This window comes from Novosphingobium sp. (genome assembly GCF_036820275.1).
Taxonomy (GTDB): domain Bacteria; phylum Pseudomonadota; class Alphaproteobacteria; order Sphingomonadales; family Sphingomonadaceae; genus Novosphingobium.
The window spans coordinates 1-21,115 of sequence record NZ_DAISLT010000067.1 but is presented as its reverse complement, the minus strand read 5'-3'; the positions used below and the strand labels follow the sequence as shown (position 1 = coordinate 21,115).

22 protein-coding genes are annotated in these 21,115 nt (G+C 62.5%); 17 read left to right on the top strand and 5 right to left on the bottom strand.

Annotated features, from left to right (window positions below):
- Positions 1–358: 358 nt before the first annotated feature.
- The 4 genes from V7066_RS27760 to V7066_RS27750 are packed head-to-tail and all read left to right on the top strand — an operon-like array spanning position 359 to position 2,020.
- Positions 359–844 carry a MarR family winged helix-turn-helix transcriptional regulator gene (locus V7066_RS27760; protein WP_334186161.1) on the top strand — a complete coding sequence of 162 codons (486 nt, stop codon included), beginning with the start codon at positions 359–361 and terminating at the stop codon, positions 842–844.
- 3 nt (positions 845–847) lie between these two features.
- On the top strand, positions 848–1,600 hold the full coding sequence (locus V7066_RS27755; protein ID WP_334186160.1) for a class I SAM-dependent methyltransferase: 753 nt from the start codon (positions 848–850) through the stop codon (positions 1,598–1,600).
- Positions 1,597–1,932: a thioesterase family protein gene (locus tag V7066_RS28860; RefSeq protein WP_442947390.1), complete on the top strand. Its 336-nt coding sequence runs from the start codon at positions 1,597–1,599 to the stop codon at positions 1,930–1,932. Before V7066_RS27755 ends, V7066_RS28860 begins: the two co-directional genes overlap by 4 nt.
- A complete protein-coding gene (locus V7066_RS27750) occupies positions 1,856–2,020 on the top strand; it encodes a thioesterase family protein (RefSeq protein ID WP_334186159.1) in 165 nt (54 codons plus the stop codon). The genes V7066_RS28860 and V7066_RS27750 overlap by 77 nt, the downstream gene beginning before the upstream one ends.
- Before the next feature lie 391 nt (positions 2,021–2,411).
- Here the strand turns inward: V7066_RS27750 and V7066_RS27745 are convergent, their stop codons facing one another.
- On the bottom strand, positions 2,412–3,347 hold the full coding sequence (locus V7066_RS27745) for an alpha/beta hydrolase (RefSeq protein ID WP_334186158.1): 936 nt from the start codon (positions 3,345–3,347) through the stop codon (positions 2,412–2,414).
- 168 nt (positions 3,348–3,515) lie between these two features.
- On the opposite strand from V7066_RS27745, the gene V7066_RS27740 reads away from it, so the two are divergent.
- The gene (locus tag V7066_RS27740) at positions 3,516–3,761 is read left to right on the top strand and encodes a hypothetical protein (protein WP_334186157.1); all 246 of its coding nucleotides are present in this window, start codon (positions 3,516–3,518) and stop codon (positions 3,759–3,761) included.
- A gap of 39 nt (positions 3,762–3,800) precedes the next feature.
- On the opposite strand, the gene V7066_RS27735 is transcribed toward V7066_RS27740, so the two are convergent.
- A complete protein-coding gene (locus V7066_RS27735) occupies positions 3,801–4,955 on the bottom strand; it encodes an NADH:flavin oxidoreductase/NADH oxidase (RefSeq protein ID WP_334186156.1) in 1,155 nt (384 codons plus the stop codon).
- 142 nt (positions 4,956–5,097) lie between these two features.
- Between V7066_RS27735 and V7066_RS27730 the strand changes: the two genes are divergently transcribed.
- The gene (locus tag V7066_RS27730) at positions 5,098–5,712 is read left to right on the top strand and encodes a TetR/AcrR family transcriptional regulator (RefSeq protein ID WP_334186155.1); all 615 of its coding nucleotides are present in this window, start codon (positions 5,098–5,100) and stop codon (positions 5,710–5,712) included.
- A 181-nt stretch (positions 5,713–5,893) separates the two neighbouring features.
- Here V7066_RS27730 and V7066_RS27725 read toward each other — a convergent pair whose 3' ends face one another.
- Complete coding sequence (locus tag V7066_RS27725; protein ID WP_334186154.1) at positions 5,894–6,811, bottom strand: LysR family transcriptional regulator; 918 nt, start codon at positions 6,809–6,811, stop codon at positions 5,894–5,896.
- A 318-nt stretch (positions 6,812–7,129) separates the two neighbouring features.
- On the opposite strand from V7066_RS27725, the gene V7066_RS27720 reads away from it, so the two are divergent.
- Complete coding sequence (locus V7066_RS27720) at positions 7,130–8,350, top strand: MFS transporter (RefSeq protein WP_334186153.1); 1,221 nt, start codon at positions 7,130–7,132, stop codon at positions 8,348–8,350.
- 35 nt (positions 8,351–8,385) lie between these two features.
- Positions 8,386–9,231 carry an SDR family NAD(P)-dependent oxidoreductase gene (locus V7066_RS27715; protein WP_334186152.1) on the top strand — a complete coding sequence of 282 codons (846 nt, stop codon included), beginning with the start codon at positions 8,386–8,388 and terminating at the stop codon, positions 9,229–9,231.
- Positions 9,232–9,354: 123 nt separating this feature from the next.
- Here V7066_RS27715 and V7066_RS27710 read toward each other — a convergent pair whose 3' ends face one another.
- On the bottom strand, positions 9,355–9,717 hold the full coding sequence (locus V7066_RS27710; protein WP_334186151.1) for a winged helix-turn-helix transcriptional regulator: 363 nt from the start codon (positions 9,715–9,717) through the stop codon (positions 9,355–9,357).
- 78 nt (positions 9,718–9,795) lie between these two features.
- On the opposite strand from V7066_RS27710, the gene V7066_RS27705 reads away from it, so the two are divergent.
- Positions 9,796–10,776 (top strand): zinc-dependent alcohol dehydrogenase family protein, encoded by a 981-nt coding sequence (locus tag V7066_RS27705; RefSeq protein WP_334186150.1) that lies wholly within the window; start codon positions 9,796–9,798, stop codon positions 10,774–10,776.
- 333 nt (positions 10,777–11,109) lie between these two features.
- Here the strand turns inward: V7066_RS27705 and V7066_RS27700 are convergent, their stop codons facing one another.
- A complete protein-coding gene (locus V7066_RS27700; protein WP_334186149.1) occupies positions 11,110–12,150 on the bottom strand; it encodes an aromatic ring-hydroxylating dioxygenase subunit alpha in 1,041 nt (346 codons plus the stop codon).
- Positions 12,151–12,280: 130 nt separating this feature from the next.
- Here V7066_RS27700 and V7066_RS27695 point away from each other — a divergent pair, with 130 nt between their 5' ends.
- The 8 genes from V7066_RS27695 to V7066_RS27660 all read left to right on the top strand — a co-directional run bounded on the left by V7066_RS27695 (position 12,281) and on the right by V7066_RS27660 (position 20,859).
- Positions 12,281–13,213: a LysR family transcriptional regulator gene (locus tag V7066_RS27695; RefSeq protein WP_334186148.1), complete on the top strand. Its 933-nt coding sequence runs from the start codon at positions 12,281–12,283 to the stop codon at positions 13,211–13,213.
- Positions 13,214–13,556: 343 nt separating this feature from the next.
- A complete protein-coding gene (locus V7066_RS27690) occupies positions 13,557–14,093 on the top strand; it encodes a sigma-70 family RNA polymerase sigma factor (RefSeq protein ID WP_334186147.1) in 537 nt (178 codons plus the stop codon).
- A 78-nt stretch (positions 14,094–14,171) separates the two neighbouring features.
- On the top strand, positions 14,172–15,206 hold the full coding sequence (locus V7066_RS27685) for a FecR family protein (protein ID WP_334186146.1): 1,035 nt from the start codon (positions 14,172–14,174) through the stop codon (positions 15,204–15,206).
- Between the two features lie 172 nt (positions 15,207–15,378).
- Entirely contained in the window at positions 15,379–17,811 is a 2,433-nt protein-coding gene (locus tag V7066_RS27680) for a TonB-dependent siderophore receptor (RefSeq protein ID WP_334186145.1), read from the top strand.
- 4 nt (positions 17,812–17,815) lie between these two features.
- Entirely contained in the window at positions 17,816–19,420 is a 1,605-nt protein-coding gene (locus V7066_RS27675) for a PepSY-associated TM helix domain-containing protein (protein WP_334186144.1), read from the top strand.
- Entirely contained in the window at positions 19,417–19,710 is a 294-nt protein-coding gene (locus tag V7066_RS27670) for a hypothetical protein (RefSeq protein WP_334186143.1), read from the top strand. The genes V7066_RS27675 and V7066_RS27670 overlap by 4 nt, the downstream gene beginning before the upstream one ends.
- Complete coding sequence (locus tag V7066_RS27665; RefSeq protein WP_334186142.1) at positions 19,707–20,492, top strand: energy transducer TonB family protein; 786 nt, start codon at positions 19,707–19,709, stop codon at positions 20,490–20,492. Before V7066_RS27670 ends, V7066_RS27665 begins: the two co-directional genes overlap by 4 nt.
- A gap of 10 nt (positions 20,493–20,502) precedes the next feature.
- Positions 20,503–20,859: a hypothetical protein gene (locus tag V7066_RS27660; protein ID WP_334186141.1), complete on the top strand. Its 357-nt coding sequence runs from the start codon at positions 20,503–20,505 to the stop codon at positions 20,857–20,859.
- The last annotated feature ends 256 nt before the right edge of the window (positions 20,860–21,115 follow it).

Here is a 21,115-nt window from a genome sequence, read left to right as displayed (position 1 = left end):
ACGCGCAGTATGGAATTGCTGCACTGACGTATCGCAGCAGCGGGGGCAGGCCCGCAGCTTGAACAAGAATGGCATCTTGGTCGGGGGCGGGCACGGCGCCATCGGCAAGTCGCGACCCTTCCCGGTCGTTCCGCCGCCAAATATGCGTTCCTAGGTGCAGAAGGTCCGCTATACAGCAGGTGGCGACCATTTACGCCCTTGCTGGGGCGGTGAATGAGCATCCGCTAACGACCAAAGCAGTTATCCTCGCCCCGTAGCACTATCCCAGACCACTCCATGCAACATCTCGGCACCTAGCTCATGCCAAGAGATCGATCCCGATCTTGAAATTGCATTAGCGCTAATGTAAGTGGTGGGCATGGCAAGGATTGAACCTGGACTCGGAGAGCTGCTACGCCACCTTATGGAAATAGTCGATCGCGGTTCCGAGCTGCGATATCAGCAGCTCGGCCTGGATTATCGCCCGCGCTATACGCCCATACTCCGTGCTATCGCTGCAGGCGCACGCACTGTCACCGAAATCCGCGACACCTGTCATCTGACGCAGGGCGCTGTGAGCCAGACGGTCGCGCTGATGATCGATGCCAGCTTGCTTGAGCGATCCCCGCTGCCCGATGGCCGTAAATCGGAAGTGCGGCTTACCCCCATGGGGGAGGCATTGCTCGCCGTCGTCATCACGCATTGGGAGAGCATCTTCGCGGCCATAGACACGCTTGAGGACGAAATCGGACATCCCGTCCGTAAAGTCCTGAGCGACACCATCGATGCGCTGGACCGACGCGCTTTCAGCGTACGGCTCAGCGACGCTGCTGCTTCCCGCTCCGCATATCCGCAAAGGAATTGATCTATGCCGATCACGGCTCAAAACTGGTTTGATCAGGGCGGTGAAGCCTATTCGCGGTTTCGTCCTGACTACCCCGACGATCTTGCACGCCTGCTCGGAGAAATCGCACCGGGCGGGAACGTCGCGCTCGATGTAGGTTGCGGGACCGGCCAGTTCACCCGACAGCTCGCCGCTCACTTCGAGACGGTGGTCGGAACCGATCCAAGTGCCGATCAGATCAATCACGCGCAGGCGTACGAGCGCGTCCGATACGAAGTCGGCCCGGCGGAGCGGATCGACCTGCCAGATCGCAGCGTGGACCTCATCACAGCCGCGCAGGCCGCGCACTGGTTCGACCTTCCGGCATTTTACGAGCAGGTACGCCGGGTCGCCGTGCCCGAAGGCCTTCTTGCCCTTATCAGCTATGGGGTAGCCCAGCTCGACCCGGGTCTGAACGACCGCTTCCTGACTTTCTACCATGACGAGGTTGGGCGCTTCTGGCCGCCTGAGCGTAAGTTGGTGGATGAGGGCTATGCCGGTATCGACTTTCCGTTCCGGGAACTGCCTCCCCCCCGTCTCGAAATCGAGCGTCATTGGTCGGCGCCAGAATTTCTGGGCTATATTTCGACCTGGTCGGCTGCGCGCCGTGCCCGGGAGGCTGGCCAGGAGCGATTGCTTGAGGCGTTTGCCCAAGACATCTTGAAGCTTTGGGGCGATCCGGATCAGCGCCGGACGGTCAGGTGGCCGATCAACATGCGCCTTGGAGATGTCATATGACATCGGCCCCGGCCGCGACGCCCTTACCGATCGGTCTGCGGCATACGGAATCCATGCTTGTCATGCCTCGCCATACGGTGCCCGAACTGGGCCAGGGGTGGACCGGCTTCAGCGACATGCCTCCGGTGTTCGCGACCGCCATGATGATCGGATTCATCGAACAGACCTGTATCCAGGGTCTCAGGCCTTATCTCACGAATGCCCAGCGCACAGTGGGCACACATGTTGATGTGTCCCATATCTCGGCCACGCCGGTTGGCCGGAATCGTCACGGCATCGATCGAACTTACCGAAGTGGCCGGCAGGGCGCTCCACTTCCATGTTTCCTGTAGCGACGATCATGGCCTGATCGGTGAAGGCAAACATGAACGGGCCATCATTGATCTCGAGCGCTTCATGCAGAAGATGGCGCAGCGCTGATCGAGCAATGGGAAACTGGCGCGATCCGCAAGGCCGCTGCATCGGCGGAGGGGCGAGGCCATAAGCCTCTCCGACCTTTCAGCCGCTTTCGTCTGACAATGCCGCCGGAGCGCTCTCCTTCTGGCCTTGCGGCCCCAGTCTCCAATGCTCGAGCTGCTTGTAGGCGATGACCTTGTCGCTCAGCAGTACCCCATGAATCTCGCAAAAGCGCTCCAGTTCGCAGCTCGCTGGCGATGGAGGGAAGGTAACCCGGACGGCGTAGATGGCCTAGCCCTTTTGGGTAGAGGAGGTGAGCCGAGCCGCGGCATGGCTCAGCCGAGTATGGGAGGCATCAGGCGGCCCTGCGGGCTCCATGATCGTCAAACTGCACCAAGGCGAACAGGACAAGAGGTCACTGTTCTTTTCTCGCGGACATGAAGCCCTGCATCGATAGCCATGCGGTGAACTCGTCCATGAGGAGAGTGGTCGTTGTGTTCGGCTTGCCGAGCCCGAAGCCATGGCTGCCTTGCTGATAGCCGTGAATTTCAACTGGGCGCTTGGCCGTTTGCCACGCCTGCGCGATGGGGAAGCCCATCGAAGGAAACAGGGGATCGTCGAGGGCGATGGCATCGAACATCGGTGAAGCATCTGCAGGCACATCGATCCGCGCCTGCGGGCCATAGATGTAGCCGAAGAATGCCGGCTGTTCGCCGGGCTTTGATGCCAGGACGGTTTGGAGTGACGTCATTGCCCCGGCAGAGAAGCCGATCATGCCGATGCGCGCGGGATCGATGTGCCATTGGGCGGCATTGTCGCGAACCAGTTTCAGGGCGGCAAGACCGTCCTCGGTCGCCTGCGGATTGGAAAGTGTGGGCATCATCGTGGGATCCGGCAGGCCGGCGGACATCTTCGCCCAGATGTATTTGCCGGCTTCCTGTTCGTCCTTTGGTGTGGGCAGGAGGCGGTACTTCAGGACAAAAGCGGCGATCCCGTGATCGGCCAGGGCCTGCGCCACGTCCCAGCCTTCGTGAGACATGGAGAGCGCCATGAACGCGCCGCCCGGGGCAACGATGACCGCAGTCCCGGTGGCTTTGGCCGGGTCGGGAAGGACGGGGGTCAGGGTGGGGCGGGTAACGTTGCGAACAGAATAATCCTTGCCGAAATAGCGCGACCAGACTTCGGTTTCGCTCCTTCCGGGCGTTTGGGCACCGTACAGCGCAATGGCACCTGGCTCCTTAGGAGCGCTCGCTGGCGCGGGCGCGGGATAATCGGCCGGTTGCGCGGTCGCGCCTTGCGGCAGCACGATCACTGCGCTTACCAGCGCCAGAAAACCGATCTTGCTCTTCATCCCTGAAACTCCCTCGTTTTTCGTTCTTCCGGGCGTGGATGTCATGCGCCCATAAGAGGGTCAAATAACCAGATTTGGTATTGCCATAGTCACTCCCTATGCCCTCTTCGGATGGCTTGCGCCGGCCGTTGATTGACGCTCACCTGCGCAAGAACATATGTGGAGCAAATGGCGCAAGGTGATTATCCCTACGTCGAACTCCAGTGCGCGTCCCACTTCTCGTTTCTGCGCGGAGCATCGAGCTGCGAGGAGTTGTCCGCGCAGGCCGAGGCCTGCGGTCTTGACGCGCTGTCGATCATGTATCCCAACCGGCAGCACTTGGCGCCTCAGGCCCGCGCGTTCATCGACTGGGTGTCCGGGATGGTTGCCGCATCGGCGAGCGAGTGGTTACACCCGGTTGCCGATACGCGATGATTATCCCTGCTCGCTACGGGCCTGTGGTCCCGTCAGGATTTAAACTGCCTGCTCTGCCAGAGCGGCACCGTCGAGCCGCCGGATCTTGCGCTCGCGTGCATTGAGCCACCAGCCGATCTGAGGCACCCAGCTATCGAATGGGGTTTCTGTATTGGAGGCTCCGAGCGCCCGCTCGGCACGATGCGGGAAGTGCGGATCGTGAAGTGCCTCGCGTCCGATAGCGACCAGATCGGCCTGGCCATTGGCGACGACAGCGGCGGCTTGGTCAGGCGTGACGATAAGCCCGACCGCCATCGTGCGTATGCCCGCATCCCGCGAGATCTGCGCCGCATAGGGCACCTGATGGCCGTAACCGTTGGGGTGATCATAGGTGCGGCCGACGCCGCCGGACGATACGTCGAGGACGTCAACACCAATAGCTGCGAGTTCACGGGCAAGGATCACGCTGTCCTCGATGGTCACCCCGTCGCGGCTACCATCGACGGCGGAAATACGGACGAAGAGCGGCTTGTCCTCGGGCCAGATCGCGCGAAGTTCGCGGGCGATCTCAAGCGGAAGTCGCATGCGGTTTTCCAGGCTGCCGCCATAGGCGTCGGTACGTTGGTTCGTCAGCGGCGACAGGAAGGAGTTGAGCAGATAGCCATGCGCGGCGTGCAGTTCGAGTACCTCGAAACCGGCAACTAGAGCGCGGTGCGCCGTGTCGGCAAAGGCGCCGCGAATGCGCGCAAGGCCATCAGCATCCAGTTCCTCGGGGGTGAGCCAGCCATCATCGACCGGGATCGCGCTGGCCGACACGACCTTCCAGGGATGGTCGCCGCGGGCGAAATCCTCATCGGTCAGCGGGCCGTCGCCATAATAGGGGCGCTGCATGCTCGCTTTGGGACCGGCATGGGCGATCTGGATCGCCGGGGTGGCGCCTTGCGACTTCACCATCGAAACGATGCGTGCGAGGCCTTCGATCTGTGCATCGTCCCACAGGCCAAGGTCGCCATGGGTAATCCGGCCTTCCGGTGTGACGGCGGTAGCTTCGACCATCACAAGTCCGAAGCCGCCCAAGGCGAACTTGCCATAGTGGACGAGGTGGTAGTCGTTCGCGAAGCCGTCGACGGCTTCGTACTGGCACATCGGCGATAGCGCGAGGCGATTGCGCAGCCGGACACTCCGCAGGTCGAGCGGATCGAAAAGGTTAGCCATCATATCTCTCTGTGGTTGAGCCGCTTGCAATGCGGCTGTGCGAGTCTATTTGTAATGCGCGCTACAAGTCTTTATTTGTAGTGATCGATACAAACAGTCAACCCCTTGCCGTCAAAAATTGGCGGGAACGTAAGAGAGCATCATGCCGACCGAAGCGAAAATCGCGCTCCACCGCAGCAAGGGTAAGGCCCGCTTTGATCGCGAGGCCGCGCTTGAGAAGGCACTTGGCGTGTTCTGGCGCCATGGCTTCGCCCCGGCGTCGATCTCGCAGCTTTGCGCCGCCATGGGGATCAATCCGCCTAGTCTGTACGGTGAGTTCGGTAACAAGGCGCAGCTCTTCATGGCTGCGGTCGACCATTACGAGCGGACCTACTGGGATGGGAATCGCGACGAGATGGCAGCCGAGCCGGATGTCAGGCTGGCTGTGTCGAACTTTTTCGCGTCAGCCGCGCGCATTCTGACGTTGCAGGACGTGCCGTGCGGCTGTCTGGTAGTGACGGCAGCGGTGAACATTCCCGACGATGCTGCCGATGTCGCTGACGCACTCAAGGCGCTGCGCAAGCAAACGGAGCAGGCATTTCGCGATCGATTGATCCGAGGCGTGGGCGATGGCCAGCTGCCGGCCGATGCGGATGTCGATGCTCTTGCCGGCGGGTTGAATACCTTGCTGGAGGGCATGTCGTTGCAGGCGAGCAGCGGAACTACGACCTCAAATTTGCTGAAAATCGGCGGGTGTGCAGTCCGTTTTCTGGATTGAGTACATGCCTGACAGTTGCCGTAATGCAGCAGGGCTCCGAGCGGCATGAAACCTCGCCACTTCAAGGTCCGCATTGGCTGAGAGCAGGTATTAGCGACGAGCGTGATGAACGCGATAAGTGACAGCCTGCTATCGATAGCAGGCTGCGAGGACACTACCCTTTATACTCATCAGTCAAAACTCAACTCTCCGCGAGCCTCGTATGACGCGTCTGCTTCAGCATCGTGATCAGGGTTCGCAGGGCTTCAGGCTGCTGGCGGCGACTTGGATAGTAGATGTGGAAAGCCTCGCCCATCGATGACCAAGTTGGGAGAACTTCTCGGAGGCGGCCCGCGTCAATCAGAGGCGCGATCCGGTTGCGAAGACAGTAGGCGATACCGCCGCCTCCCAGCGCAATATCTATAGCAAGTGCGGACTCGCTCACTACGACCGACCAATCCGGATTAGTTGTTTGGGCCGCCGCTCCGTTCCCGAGCTCCCAATGGTAGATCGCGCCGGTGCCTGTGCGCATGCCGATGCATTTGTGCTCCTTTAGATCGTCGGGATTTGCCGGTTCGCCATATATCTCCAGATAGGCAGGCGAGGCGACCATCACCCATAGGAGCGGCTCACTGACGGGCACGGCGATCATGTCTTCGGGCACGCGTCCGCCGAAGCGGATGCCGGCGTCAAAACCTTCACCCACGATGTCGATCATCGTATCCTGCACCACGACCTCCAGATCGACGTCGGGATGGGCAACAGTGTAGTCGGCAAATACCGGGCCCAGCAGGAGCCGCGCCGCATCGCTCAGCACATTGATCCTAAGGCGGCCGGAGGGACTGGCCCTGTAACGGTTGAGCCCCTCTACGCCGGCGGCAATCTCTCCGAAGCCGGCTTCCAGCCTTGAAAGCAGTTCCTCGCCTGCAGCGGTCAGCGTGACGCTGCGCGCGTTGCGATTGATGAGGCGAACACCGAGGCGGGTCTCCAGACCGCGCAGCGCGTGACTCAGAGCAGATGCGGAGACGTCCAGGTCAAGCGCGGCCTTTCGGAACCCGCCTGCGCGCGCCAGCATCATGAAGACGTTGAGATCTCCCAAATCTGAACGCGACAGCTTCACCTTGTAACCTCGATTTTGAATGCGTGAGCAGAATAGCACGCTCTGTTGAATAACGAAGAGGCATCATTCGCGTCTATCGCCGGTTATGAGGCAATCAGACGGCGCGGCGGCATCGGCCAATAAGCGGACAGCAAGGACCCCGACCATGGATCACGAGCGTGATGCTGGGGCGACTACACACGCCCTGGCGACTGCCCGGAATGACCATGGTGCGCGCCGCTGCACCTGCCCGATGATGATCAGTGGGAAGACTCGCTCCCGCTTCATCCCTGTCGCGAGGTCCGCCTAAAGGCGGCGAAGTACAAAAGATTCTCGATCATGAAAAATAACGACGTCACCACCCCACCACGCGGACTTGCGCTCGCACAGATCGCTCTTGGCCTCGGCGGCCTCTTCATCGGAACCGGTGAGTTCGCAGCTATGGGACTACTGCCCGGCATGGCAAAGTCAGCTGCGGTGTCGATCCCCGATGCCGGATATTTCATCAGCGCCTATGCACTGGGGGTTGTCATCGGCTCGCCGCTGCTCGCCCTCGCAACTGCGCGGATGGAGAAGCGGCGATTGCTGATGCTGCTTGGCCTCATTGTACTGATCGGTAACGCCGCCTCGGCCGTTGCGCCAGGCTTCTTCGGCATCGCCGCCGCACGCTTCCTCGCCGGTCTGCCGCACGGCGCCTATTATGGCACGGCCTCGATTGTCGCGGCCGCGATGGTCCCCCGATCGCAGCGCGCACAGGCCATAGGCCGTGTCATGCTCGGCCTCGCGGCGGCCAACCTGATCGGCGTGCCGCTCACGACCTGGCTGGGACAGGCATTTGGCTGGGAAGCGGCTTTTGCGGTTGTGGCTCTGGGCGGCGCTGTTCTGATCGTGCTGCTGCGCGCCCTTGTCCCGCAAGTGCCTGCCGATCCGGAGGCCAGCCCGCTGCGCGAGTTGTCGGCCTTCAAGAGCGGGCAGATCTGGCTGACGCTCGCCGTGGCCACCATCGGGTTCGGAGGAATGTTCTCCGTCTACAGTTACATCACTCCCACGCTGACCGAGGCGACCGGAGTTTCCGAAAGCAGCGTCCCGCTATTCCTGGCGCTCTGGGGTTTGGGTATGTGCGTCGGCAATGTTGCCGGCGGTTGGCTGGCCGACCGCGCGCTCATCCCCGCGATCTTCGGCATCATTGTCTGGAACGTGGTCTTTCTCGCCGCCTTCACCTTCGCAGCGGGCACGCCGATCCTTGCAGCGGCAGCGCTGTTCATGATCGGCGTAGGTTTCGCGCTGGTTCCTGCGCTCCAGTCGCGTTTGATGGAGGTGGCGAGCCATGCGCAGTCGTTGGCGGCGTCGATGAACCATTCTGCCTTCAACCTGTCGAACGCAATCGGCGCGTGGACGGGCGGGCTCGCAATTTCTGCCGGCTACGGCTGGCAATCGACAGGCCTCGTCGGTGCTGTGCTGGCATGCGGTGGCCTGCTGGTAATGGTCCTCTCGATTGCGGTGAGCGAGACCCGGGCAGATTCGGTGCGTGGCCAGCAAACAGCCGAGAGCGCGACATGAAGAGGCGTGGTCAGCCAAATCTGAAAGGACAACAAATGAACGACGACATCCTGTCGCCCGGACGGGTGGCGGTCATCACCGGCGCGGCAGCTGGCATAGGGGCGGCGGCAGCACGGCACTACGCCGCTCTGGGCATGCGGCTGTGCCTGTTCGACCGCGATGCCGATGCGCTTGGCAAACTCGAACGTGACATAGGCGAAACGACCGCAGTGCGTGCGGTCGTTGGCGACGTGACGTCCGCCGACGACCTGCAAACCCTGTGCACGACCGCCTACGGCGACTTCGGCGAGGTCGCCCTGCTGATGAACAATGCGGGCGTAATTTCCGGCGCCGGTCCGTGGGGCGACGTCGCCGCTTGGCGGCATCAGCTCGACATGAACCTCTTCTCGATCGTCACCGCCCAATCGATCTTCGTGCCGCGCATGCTGGCACAGGAGGGCCGATCGGCCGTCGTCAACCTTGGGTCGAAGGAGGGCATCACGACACCTCCGGGCAATGCCGCCTATTCCGCCGCCAAGGCGGGTGTGAAGGTGCTGACCGAGCAACTCGCTCACGAACTTCGCGTGGCAGTGGGTGAGAAAATGACCGCGCACCTGTTCGTTCCCGGCTACACATGGACACCGATGAACGTCGCGCTCAAGCCCGAGGGCAGTGCAAAACCCGAAGAAGCCTGGACAGCCAAGCAGCTGATTGACCACTTCGACGGCTGCTTCCGGCGCGGCGACTTCTACATTCTCTGCCCGGACGGCGCGGTGACGCCGGAGATGGATCGTCTCCGGATCCGATGGGCGATGGAGGACATGATCGCCAACCGACCAGCACTGTCACGCTGGCATCCGGAGTGGATGGGACGTTTCAAGGCCTTCATGGCCGGCACCTGACCCATCTACAGACCGCCCCCCGCTCAACGAGTCGCATCGAAACGGGATCGACAGGTCCAGTGATGTGCCGATCCCGATCAAGGGCACGAGCGATGATGGCCTGACGGTGACCCGCTGACGATCTCAGGCTGCTTTGGTGTCCAGCGCTTGCATCTTCTCGCCCCAATCACGCATCGTGAGCAGGATCGGCGCCAACGAGCGTCCAAGTTCGGTCAACTCATACTCCACCCTTGGCGGGACTTCAGGATAGACGATGCGGTTGATGATGCCGTCAGCTTCCAGTTCGCGCAGCTGGAGCGTTATCATTCGTGCGGTGGCTGAGGGGGTGAGCCGGCAGAGCGCATTGAAGCGCAGCTTTCCCTCCAACAGGTGGAAAAGGAGAACAGGCTTCCAAACACCGCCGATGACCGAAAGGGTCGCCTCGACAGCACACCCTGTTCGACCGGCCTTACGCCGGTTCCGACGTTCTACGACAGTATCATTCATGATAGTACATGCTCATTTTGTGCGTACTTATATAATGGTCGATATAGGCCTATTTGAACGCTCCGAAAAGGAGATCCCATGCGACGCTATATCACCACCGGTCAGTCCAGTCCGAAGCTGAAGCTCGAAGAGGCGCCGGAAGTCAGTCCCAAGCGCGGCGAGGTTGTCGTCGATCTCAAGGCTGCTTCGCTGAACTACCGCGATCTGCTGCAGGCAGGCGGTCCAGGCGTCGTGCCAGGCTCCGATGGTGCCGGCGTCATTTCTGCGCTTGGCGATGACGTCGAAGGCTTCGCCGTCGGCGACCGGGTGGTCATCGGCTTCATGATCGGTTGGATCGAGGGCGACTTCAGCATAGCCAAGCAGGAAACGAGCCTCGGCGGCGAGTTGGAGGGCGTGCTGCGCGACCGCATGATTGTGCCCGCCGACGCCATCGTGAAGATCCCCGATGGCATGACCTTCGAGGAGGCGTCCTGCTTGCCGTGCGCGGGTGTCACCGCCTGGTCCGCGCTGTTCGAGCGCCGTCCGCTCCAGCCGGGTGAGACGCTGCTGCTGCTCGGCACCGGCGGCGTGTCAATCTTCGCGCTGCAGCTTGCCAAGAAGGCGGGCGCACGCGTCATCATCACGTCGAGTTCGGATGAAAAGCTGGAGCGTGCCCGCGCGCTCGGTGCCGACGAGGTGATCAATTACAAGAAGACGCCGGATTGGGCCGCAGAGGTTTTGAGCCTGACCGATGGCCTTGGCGCGGACATCGCTGTCGATGTCGCTGGCCCCGCCACGCTCAGTCAGACGCTCCATGCCGTACGCGGCAATGGCCGCATCTCGTTGATGGGCGTGCTGACCGGATTTGATGGCCCCGTCGATACAAGCGCCATCTTGCGCAAGCGCATCACCCTGCAAGGCATCTACGTGGGGCCGGTCTCGACCCTACGATCGCTCGTCGCGACAGGGATCAAGCCTGAAATCGATCAAGTCTACTCGTTCGAAGAGGCCGAAGCAGCGTATTCTGCGCTTGAGAATGCCGGGCATGTCGGGAAGATCGTGATCAAGATCGCTGATTGAGGTCCTGGGAGGCGCGCCGGATGAGCGCGCCTCCTCATCGGATTTCGCACCGCTGGCACGCCCGAGCAGCAGCGTTGAGCGGATCGAGGCAACACACTACGCGAACGGCAGGTCATGGCGACAGCAGTCGGTGGCACCGCCACTGGTGAACGGCGTATTCTGGTCGACACCTGCCGGATTAGCGGACGGTCTGCACGTAGGGAGCGAGATTCGGGTGTTGAGCGTCTTGGAAGGGTCGGTTTCGCTGACGGCGAATGCCGCGTCGTGGGACATTGGCGTCATTCCCGGGCTGGCGTCGGAGGGCGGCTTTCAGCCCACTAGTCGCAGTGCGTTTCAAGCGGGTTCTGGGGTCACTTCGGCCTGAATTTGAGATTTAAGTATTCTGCGAGCCAGAACCGGGGCCCGATCGATCGCCAGCATGGCCGGCTTCAAATCCATAATGTCCACGCCCAGCCCGATCCGCCCTTGCTGTGCGTCGATCATGGGCTTGTCTTCCATTATGAAGACCTTCTCGAGAGCCCCGCGGAAGCCATCGGCGATCTCCGGAGGGGTAGTCTCCCGGTCCATGCCACAAACGTAAAAATAGTGCGTGGAATTGGGCGTCTCCGGAGTAAACAGGTGCAACGTGCGCGACCCTCGTGCCGGTGCGCCTTCAGGTACAAGCGGCGTCACGGTAACCGTCAACTCCATCAAGGCCGGCGCCCTCCACTCAACCCGTAGATCCCGATCGACCGGCGCGCCATTGGTTCGATAGGTGCGGGCGAGCGGTGCCGAAAGGTATTCGGATTTCATCGACCGGGTCGTTACCACCCGATCTTCCGAGCTATCGACATGCACTTTCGCCTTGCTCACCGCATCGGAGCCGAGCAAGGGATGCAGGTATTCGATGTGGCTGAGATCGAGGATGTTATCCGACATCAGTTCATAGTGCGCCAAACCGTGAATGTACCCCATGCCGATATAATGGCTGCCGTCGTAGCTCCAGTCGTAAGCCGGAACCGGCGTAACTGAGGTTAACTCCTTATCTCCCATCCAAATCCAAAGCAGTGGACCTTCAAGCCGGACGGGATATGTCCTGATCGTAAGTGCCTTGCTGACGGGTCCATGCGGATTGTGTTTACAGAGACCGGACGCATCGAAGGCGAGACCGTGATAGGCACAGGTCACAATGCCATCAGTCAGATCTCCACGACTGAGGGGCGCGAAACGGTGGGGGCATCGATCAGACATTGCGCTCCATTCATCCTGCGGATTCCGAAACACAATGATGGGTTCCCCCAATATGGTGCGGGACAACATCTGGTTTTCAGCTAGCTCTTCCGTAACGGCGAAAACATACCAGCAATTCCGCAGAAACTCCTGCAAATCAGACATCTCTCACTCCATCGCTGATACCTCACGTGCGGAGGACTTCGCTTTGCTGGATCCGTCTGGCAGGCGGCTGATATTTCGCCTAGTTCTATGTTCTGAGAACGTTATAACCCTATGGAATAGGATTCTGGCGATGGACGTTGACCTCCGACAGCTGCGAGCGCTTCTTGCAGTGGCCGAACACGGCTCGTTCAATCGCGCCGCGGTCGCGATCGATATCAGTCAGCCGGCTGTCTCGAAAAGCATCGCAGCGTTGGAGCATGCCCTGCGCACAGAGCCGTTCCAACGCGGCCCGCGCGGCGCGGTCATCACCAAAGCAGGAGAAATTCTCGCACGCGCCGCCGCCGGAACAGTGAATATCATGCAAGACGCTGAGCGAGAAATCACCTCCCTTGCTCACGGGGATGGCGGTCAACTGACGATTGGTGCCACGCCCAGCACGATGGCAGGAGTTGTGCCCCTAGCCTGTGCCCGCCTGGCCGCAACAGGCAGGGGCCCATCCATCAGCATTCGCGAAGGGTTAGATGCAGACTTGGTTCCTGCACTTGAATTGGGAGAGATCGACATCCTGGTTGGTCCGGTTGCCGACCTGCACGGTTGCCCCGCTCACCTCACCGAATGCACCTTGATTGAGGAAGGGCTATCGATCGGCGTTCGACCCGGCCATCGCCTGAGCATGTGCCGTGAAATTGATTTGCACCGACTCTCCGATGCATCGTGGATACTGCCGGGAAGCGGCAGCCGTTTCCATCACCTTGTCGAGACCATGTTCAGCGCCGCAGCCATGCCATGGCCGACAACCTGTATCACGACCAGTGATCTAGCAGCCCAAGAGATTATCGCACTTGCAAGTGATTATGTTCTGCTTCTGTCGGGCATCCAACTCATGGGACGACAATCGCCACTCATATGCATCCCAATTAGGAATGCACCGCGCAGACGAATCGGGTGGCGACGTTTGACCGCCTTGCGCCCTTCGCGCGCTGCAGAGGACTTCATTGAAAATCTCTCTCTGGTGGTAAAAGACGCCGCCTCGCAAACGGCGATGCTCTCACCGAATGCCTGAAGCGCGGGCGGCACAAGAGCAGGCGAACGACGGCTCGACGAAACAAGCGGCCGCTCCTGTCTCTGCCGGCAAACGGCGTATGTTGGTCGGCTATTGCCGGGAAAATGGATCGTCAGCACCTGGGGATCGAAAATTGGAGGGTGAGTGTCTCATAAGGGTCGGATCATTCAGCTGCAGCTAGAACAATATCTTCACTCCGATCGGTAGCGGCTGCGGCGCCCGTCTGTTTCTCGATGATGGGTGAGACTTGTCGCGGCTTACATATTGCAAACCTTTCGCAATAATCTATGGCGAGGCTTGCAGGATGCGCCTGCGAAGCAACGGTTCGGAAAGGCAAAGCGAGTTGAACAGCGCACAGGCCCGCTTGCGCATCTATGCCGAGCATCGGCCTGCTCTGGTCGATTACGCGACACCGATCGTCGGATCGCGCGACAATGCCGAGGATGTCGTGCAGGAAGCCTACTTCCGCTTCGTGCCCACGCGGCCGCCCCTGCTGCTCGGCCTGCGGACGCCGGTCGGCTACTTGTACCGGATCGTGCGCAATATAGCTCTGGACTGGACCCGGCGCAGCGCGGCTGAGCAGCGGCGCGACGCGGCTTATGCGCTTACCCGCGACCCTTGCCCGCTGGCAGCTTCCGCCGAAGACGAACTGATCTGCAACGACGAAGCCCGGATCGTCCTCGCGGCACTGGGGGGGCTTCCGGAGCGAACGCGCCGCGCTTACGAGATGAGCGTTTTCGGAGGCTTGTCCTCCGCGGCGATTGCGCAGCAGCTTGAAGTTTCCCGCGCCACCGCGCACCGGCTGGTCCAGGAGGCGATGCTTCAGGTCATGCGCGCCGTGGAGCGGATCCGCATGAAGGACGATGACAATGCGGCGTGAGACAGCGGCCTTCGGCACTCGTCATAAGGGTGGAGCAGGCTGCCGCGCGTGGTCGCCTGGCGAGGCGGAACGTCCGTGATGGCCTTACCCGAAAACCGAAGCGACGCCCGGCTTCCGGAAGAGGTGCTGCTCGCAGCATCCGACTGGCACCTGCGTCTTCAGGACGATCCCGAGGATATCGAGCTTCGCGGCGCCTTCGAAACCTGGCTGGCGAGGGATGACGCGCACCGGGCGGGTTGGGCGTTGCTGGAGGAGTCGATCGCCCTCGCGCGGCAGACCGAACCGGTTCATCGCGCCGACTGGCAGGCCCGCCGGAACGACTTGCCCGCCGTCGCCGCGCCGTCCCGGCGAAAGGCGCGTCCGGCGGGCCCTCGTTCGCGCGCCATGAAACGCGCCGGCCTGAGCGCAGTCGCCGCCGTTCTGGTGGCGGTGGTGGCCGGCCCTCAGGTCCTGCTCCAGCTTCGCGCCGATCATGTGAGTGGGACCGGCAAGATCGAGCACTTCGCGCTCGAGGACGGCTCGCAGGTGATCTTAAGTGCGGGCAGCGCGATTTCCCAGGACTTCAACCGGAGCCGCCGCCATATCGGGCTTCTCGAAGGCGAAGCCTGGTTCGACGTGGCGCATGATTCCGCGCGCCCCTTTACCGTGCAAGCCCAGGACATGACGGTCACGGTTACCGGCACCGCGTTCGATGTGGCGATGACCGACGAGACTTTGAGCGTCAGCGTCGCCCGTGGTTCCGTTCGGGTCGAGGGTGAGGGCGGCAGCCGGTTAGCGGCGGCCCTGAAGCCCGGACAGCGTCTGTCGCTCGATCGGCGGACCGGCAGGGCTACGGTCCTCGCTATCAGCCCGTTGGAGATCGGGGCCTGGCGCTCGGGGCGGCTGGCCGTGCGCAATGCCAGCGTCGCCGATGTCGTCGAAGTGCTCGAACGGCATTTCCCGGGCCGGGTTATCCTGCGCGGAGAGGCGCTGAGGACAGCGCGCGTGACGGGCGTTTACGACCTCGCCGATCCGGTCGGCTCGTTGGAGACTTTGCTGGATGCCAGCGGCGCGACGATGACCCGGATTACGCCGTGGCTCATTCTCGTGTCCGCGCCAGACCGTCAGCCGTAAATTTTTTTGTCGAGGGCGTGAGACAATCCCGCCTCGGGCTTCGTCATGTCCATGAACGGCTATTGCAAATCAATCGCAGATGCCGTCTTGAACTAACGATCCCGGGGGTTTCATGCGTGAAGTTTCGTCCTCGCTGCCTGTTCAGCGAGCAAATGCATTTATCAGGGCGCTGATGATTGGCGCCAGCGCGGCGGCGATGGTGCCTGCCCTGCCTGCCTCGGCCCAGACCGTGAACGCGTCTCAGGGGCGGGCGCAGTTCGATATTCCTCGGCAGTCTCTTGAATCGGCGATCATGGCCTTCGGCTTCCAGTCCGGCATGCGGGTGACAGCCGATCAAGGCGTCGTGGCCGGTCGGCAGAGCCCGGGGGTGTCGGGCAGCCTGTCTTCGTTTGAGGCGCTCAGCCGCCTGCTTACCGGAACGGGTGTTACCTGGCGCCAGATTGACGGGCGGTCGATCGCGCTCGTCAAGGCTCCGGAAGGCGCGCAGGACGACGCGATCCAACTTGGGCCGGTTCAGGTCTCGGGCTCGGGCGAGGGCGGCGCGGGTGAGGCGATCCTGACCAGCGATGTCGCCGCCACGGAAGGCACCCGATCCTACACCACGCGCGGTCCAAGCGGCACATCCACCGGGCTGGCGCTGACCCTGCGCGAAACGCCGCAGTCCATCAGCGTGATCACGCGCGAGCGGATGGATGACCAGCGTCTGGTTTCCATCACCGACGTGCTCCAGCAGACGCCGGGGATCAATCTGACCCGCGACGGCGGCGAGCGCTTCGGCATCTCGGCGCGCGGCGGCGCGGTCAACAGCTTCCAGTACGACGGCGTGCTGACGCAAGTGCAGAACACCACTCGCACGGTGCCGCAGACCGCTCTCGATACCGCGCTTTATGATCGCGTGGAGGTGCTGCGCGGTGCTACCGGTCTGATGACGGGGGCGGGCGATCCCGGCGGCCTGGTCAACCTGATCCGCAAGCGCCCGACCCGCGAACTGCAGGGCTATCTCCAGACCAACGTCGGCTCCTGGAGCTTCTACCGCGCCGAGGCGGACATTTCCGGGCCGCTGGTGGAAAGCGGCGCCATCCGCGCGCGCGCGGTGGCGATGGCGCAGGACAACGACACCTTCATGGACGGCTACAGCCAGAAGAGCAGCTTGCTCTACGGTGTGATCGAGGCCGACGTGACCGACACGACGCTGGTGCGCGGCAGTATCGATTACCAGCGCTATCGTCCGAGCGGCGCGCCTGGCGTCCCCGGGGTCTTCAGCAACGGAAAGCAGACGAATTTCCCGCGCTCCTACAGCACCGGTGCGCCCTGGGGCGGCGATGACTTCGACACCTACAACTATGCCGTGGCGCTCGAACAGCGGTTGCCGCACGACTGGGTGTTCAAGGCCAACGCGAACTTCATGACGGTGGAGCGCAACTTCAAGAGCGCGCGCTATCAGCCCAGTTCGGTCAATGCGAGCCTGAACGAGGAAACCGGCTTGGCGAACGTGGATGCTTCCTACGGCTATGCGAAGCAGGATCAGCAAGGCGTTCTTGCCTCGCTCTCCGGCCCGCTGCACCTGTTCGGTCGGGAGCATGAACTTTATGTCAGCTACAACTACAATCGATACTATAACGACTATGCCGCATCGTCCGGCACCGGCAGCAAAGTCATCAACTACTATACCTGGAACAATCAGTTTCCCGAGCCGGAAAGCTACACGCCGGCACTGACGCAATACTTCTACTACAAGCAGCAGGGCATCAATGCGTCGGCACGGCTGAAGCCGGTCGACGGCGTGAGCGTCATCCTCGGTGGGCGGCTCACCAATTTCGACTACCGGAACTACATGGTCCTTCTGCCAAGCGGCAGCGGTTCGACTTATGGCGATACGCGGGCGCGGGGCAGGTTCACGCCCTATGCCGGCATGGTCGTCGATCTGGATCGGCACCACTCGCTCTACGCCAGCTATGCGGATATCTTCCAGCCGCAAGCCAGCCTCGATCGCGACGGAAATGTCCTCCCGCCGGTGATCGGTTCGAACTATGAGATCGGCTGGAAAGGCGCGTTCAACGACGAACGCCTGAACGCCAGCGTGGCTCTCTATCAGGTGATCCGCGACAACGTCGGCGAACTGGACGACGGGTTGCTCGTGCCGGGCACGACCGACGTTCAGGCCTACCGCCCGGTCAAGGGCGCCAAGACGCGCGGCATCGAGGCCGAGATCAACGGCGAGGTGCTGCCGGGCTGGAATGTTTCGGCCAACTACACCCATGTCGTAACGCGCGATGCCGAGGGTGTGCGCTCGCTCACCCAGATCCCCAAGGACACCGTGAAGCTCTGGACGACCTATCGCTTCGACGTGGCGGAGCGGCCGCTCACTTTAGGCGGCGGCGTGAACTGGACCAGCGCGACCTACTATCCCTACAAGACTTTCCGCATTGCCCAGGGCGACTACGCCGTGGCCAATCTGATGGCGCGCTACGAGTTCAACGACAACCTCTCAGCCTCGGTCAACGTCAACAACCTGTTCGACAAGAGCTACTACGTGAGCATGTATACGCTGAGCGTCTACGGCCAGCCCAGAAACGTGATGGGCACGGTGCGTTACAGCTTCTAAGCGCATGAACCTGCGGCAATCCCCCCTTGCGCAAAGGACGGACGGCAAGCCTGCCGTTCGTCCTTCGTCGCTGCGCCAGTCGATGGCCTCGCTTCATACCTGGGTGGGATTGCTGCCCGGCTGGATCCTGTATCTCGTCTTCCTGTTCGGCACGACCGCCTATTTCCAGGAGGAGATCTCTCGCTGGATGCGGCCCGAACTGCGCGGAGGCGCACCGAGCGCCGAGGCTCTGCAAGCCGCCCAGACCCTTCTGGAGCGGAAGGCCGCCGATGCGGCAAGCTGGATGGTCTCGCTGCCTTCCGGGCGGGACGGCAAGCCGCTGCGCGTCTCGTGGCGACCCCGGGAAGAGGGCGGCGAAGCCGGCAGCGCGATCCTCGACGAACGGACCGGTCGCGAGATCTCGGTGCGGGATACCAGCGGCGGCTTCTTCCTCTACCGTTTCCATTTCGAACTGTCGCATATGCCGCCGCAATGGGCGCGGCTGATCGTGTGGATATCGGCGCTGGCCATGCTGGTGGCGATCCTGTCGGGCGTGATCACCCACAAGAAGATCTTCGCCGACTTCTTCCTGCTGCGGCTCCGCAAGGGCCAGCGATCCTGGCTGGATGCGCATAACGTCACCGGCGTGCTGGCGCTGCCGTTTCACCTGATGATCACCTATACCGGACTGTGCAGCCTCCTGTTCACGCTCATGCCCTGGCCGGTCACGGCGAACTTCGCGAGCGAGAAGGCTTTCACCCAGGCAGCCTATCCCTTGGCGCCCGACCGGGAGAGGGAAGGGCGCAAGGCTCCCGTACTGCCGTTCGGCGACCTCATTGCAAAGTCAGAGCTGGCAGCAGGCGGCGCTGCGCCCTCGTTCTTCACCATTGCCAATCCGGGCGATGTCGCCGCCGTCGTCACGGCTCGGCCTCGCCGCGACCGCCTGGGGTCCCGGCGCGAGAGCATCCACCTCGACGGCGCAACCGGCACCGTGCTGTCCGCCGGTCCCGCGCGGGGCGCTGCGAGCGCCACCCAGGCGACCATGATCGACATCCATACCGGCCTCTTCGCCGACCTGCTGCTGCGCTGGCTCTATTTCCTTTCCGGAGTGCTCGGCACGGCCATGGTAGGCTCCGGCCTGATCCTCTGGACCGTGAAGCGCCGCACCCGTCTGCCGGACCCTGCCAGGCCACATTTGGGGTTCAGGCTGGTGGAGCGGCTCAACATCGGGATGATGATCGGTCCCGTAGCGGGGATCGCCGCCTATTTTCTGGCCAACCGCCTTCTACCTTTCGCATCGGCGGATCGCGCCGATCGGGAAATCGAAACCCTGTTCCTCGCCTGGGGGCTACTGTTCGGCTGGGTGCTGTCGCGACCGCCCGCGCGGGCCTGGATCGAGGGTCTTGCGACAGCCGCCTTGCTCTATGCCATGGTGCCGCTCGTCAACGCACTCACGACCACGCGCGGCCTTGTCGCCAGCGTAATGGCGGGCGACTGGGTCTATGCCGGCTTCGACATGACCATGGCAGCCCTGTCCGGCGCGCTGGCCTTTGCCGCATGGCAACTGGCATCGCGCCCGCAGGCGTCGCCTCCGCGCCGCGCGCGCCGCGTGGCGGAGATGCGCTCATGAGCGGAAGGACGGGCGCGCGCTTCTCGCTTGCGCTGCGCATCGCGGCCGGAACGCTGGGTGCCTATGCGGTAACGGCTCTGGTCACCGTCGCGGCATCGCGCCTGTTGATCCGCTGCAGCATCGACGCGGTGGAGGCGGTGACCGGCGTCGCTCTGGCCAGCTTCGCCCTTTTCGCCGCCGTTTCCATGACGGTTTTTCACGCCCGCAATCTCGGCCGAACTTGTGCCGCGCTGCTGGCGCTTTCTGTCGCCTGCACGGCGATGATTTTCTTGCTGGGCTTCGCTTCATGACCACTTCCCTTGCCATGCGGCGGTCTTCGCTCGCGCTTTCGGTGGATCGGGAGCCCGAGCCGTCGCCCGATCCCGATCAGCATGCGCGTACTCGCTACGCCGATCAGTCTGCCTCGCTTGGCACGCGCCTCGTGGGCCTGGGGGGCACCGGAACGATCGGCCTGACGATCCTGGCGGGACTGTTCCTCACCTGGCAGACCTATAGCGCGCCGCCGCCCCCCGCGACGATTGCGGCGTTCAACGTCGCCCCGCCCGCTGCCCCGCCCGAGCCGGTGCGCGAGGTTCCGCCCGGTCCCGAACAGGTCAAGAAGGATCGGCAGAAGCCTCGGCCCGAGAAGGTGGAAATCGAGGCCCCCAGGATCGAAATACCAATCACCAACGTGGTTGCGGCCGCGCCTCCCGCCAAGCCGCTGCCGGTCGATCCCGGACCGCCGGTGAAGCAGACGACCGCCCCCGTGAGCAAGCCGGCGCCTCCCGCCCCGCAAGTGTCCAGCGGCAAGCCCACCTGGCAGGGCCTCGTGCTCGGGGCACTGGACAAAGTGAAACGCTACCCGCGCGACGCGCAATTCGCCCGGAAGGAGGGCGTGCCCTATATCCGTTTCACGATGGACCGACAGGGCAAAGTGCTGTCGGTTTCGCTGGAGCGCTCCTCGGGCGTTCGCTCGCTCGACCAGGAGGCGCTGGCACTCCCCAAGCGCGCACAACCGCTACCCAAACCGCCCGAAGACGTAAAAGGCGAAACCATCGAACTCGTCGTCCCCGTCGAGTTCTTCATGCGTTGAGCGATCAACCATGACCTACAGCAACCGGGCGCTGCGCCGCCGCCCGCGCGTCGAGCGCCGGGTACTGGCCATGCTGCGAGACGAAAACGAGCCCGCTGTGGACGATGCTCTCGTCGCGGCCTTCGTTCGCCTGCGCCATCTGGCGCGGCGCAAGGGACTGGTGATCCAGCGTCCGGATGCGCTCTACCTGGGAGACGATGAACTGACGCTATTGTCGTGGATCGCCGCAGCCCAGCGTATCGCCGTAGCGCATCTGAGGCCCTCCGACCGCTGCCTTGCCGCGATCATCACCCGCTGCGCCGCGCTGCTTGAGGGCGCGGGGCTCAGGCTCTATCCGCTGACGCTTTACCGGCACCGCTTACCGTGATCTTTTTAACGAGGGGATAATATAGCCCTGCGTTCCAAGGCCGTATCGAGATGTCGAACCTGAATCGCAGGATTCTAACCGGACCGTCAGCAAATGGTAAACGGAATCTAGCTGTCGAGCGGCTGAGATGGGGCGGCCGTGTCGGACATGGCTTGGGAACACTTTCGCCGTTCTCGTATCATACGCCCGCTGGGGCTCAAGTGAACCGCACCGGGATTGCCGGAGGCCCTAACTCTTGAGAGGAAGGGTATACGAT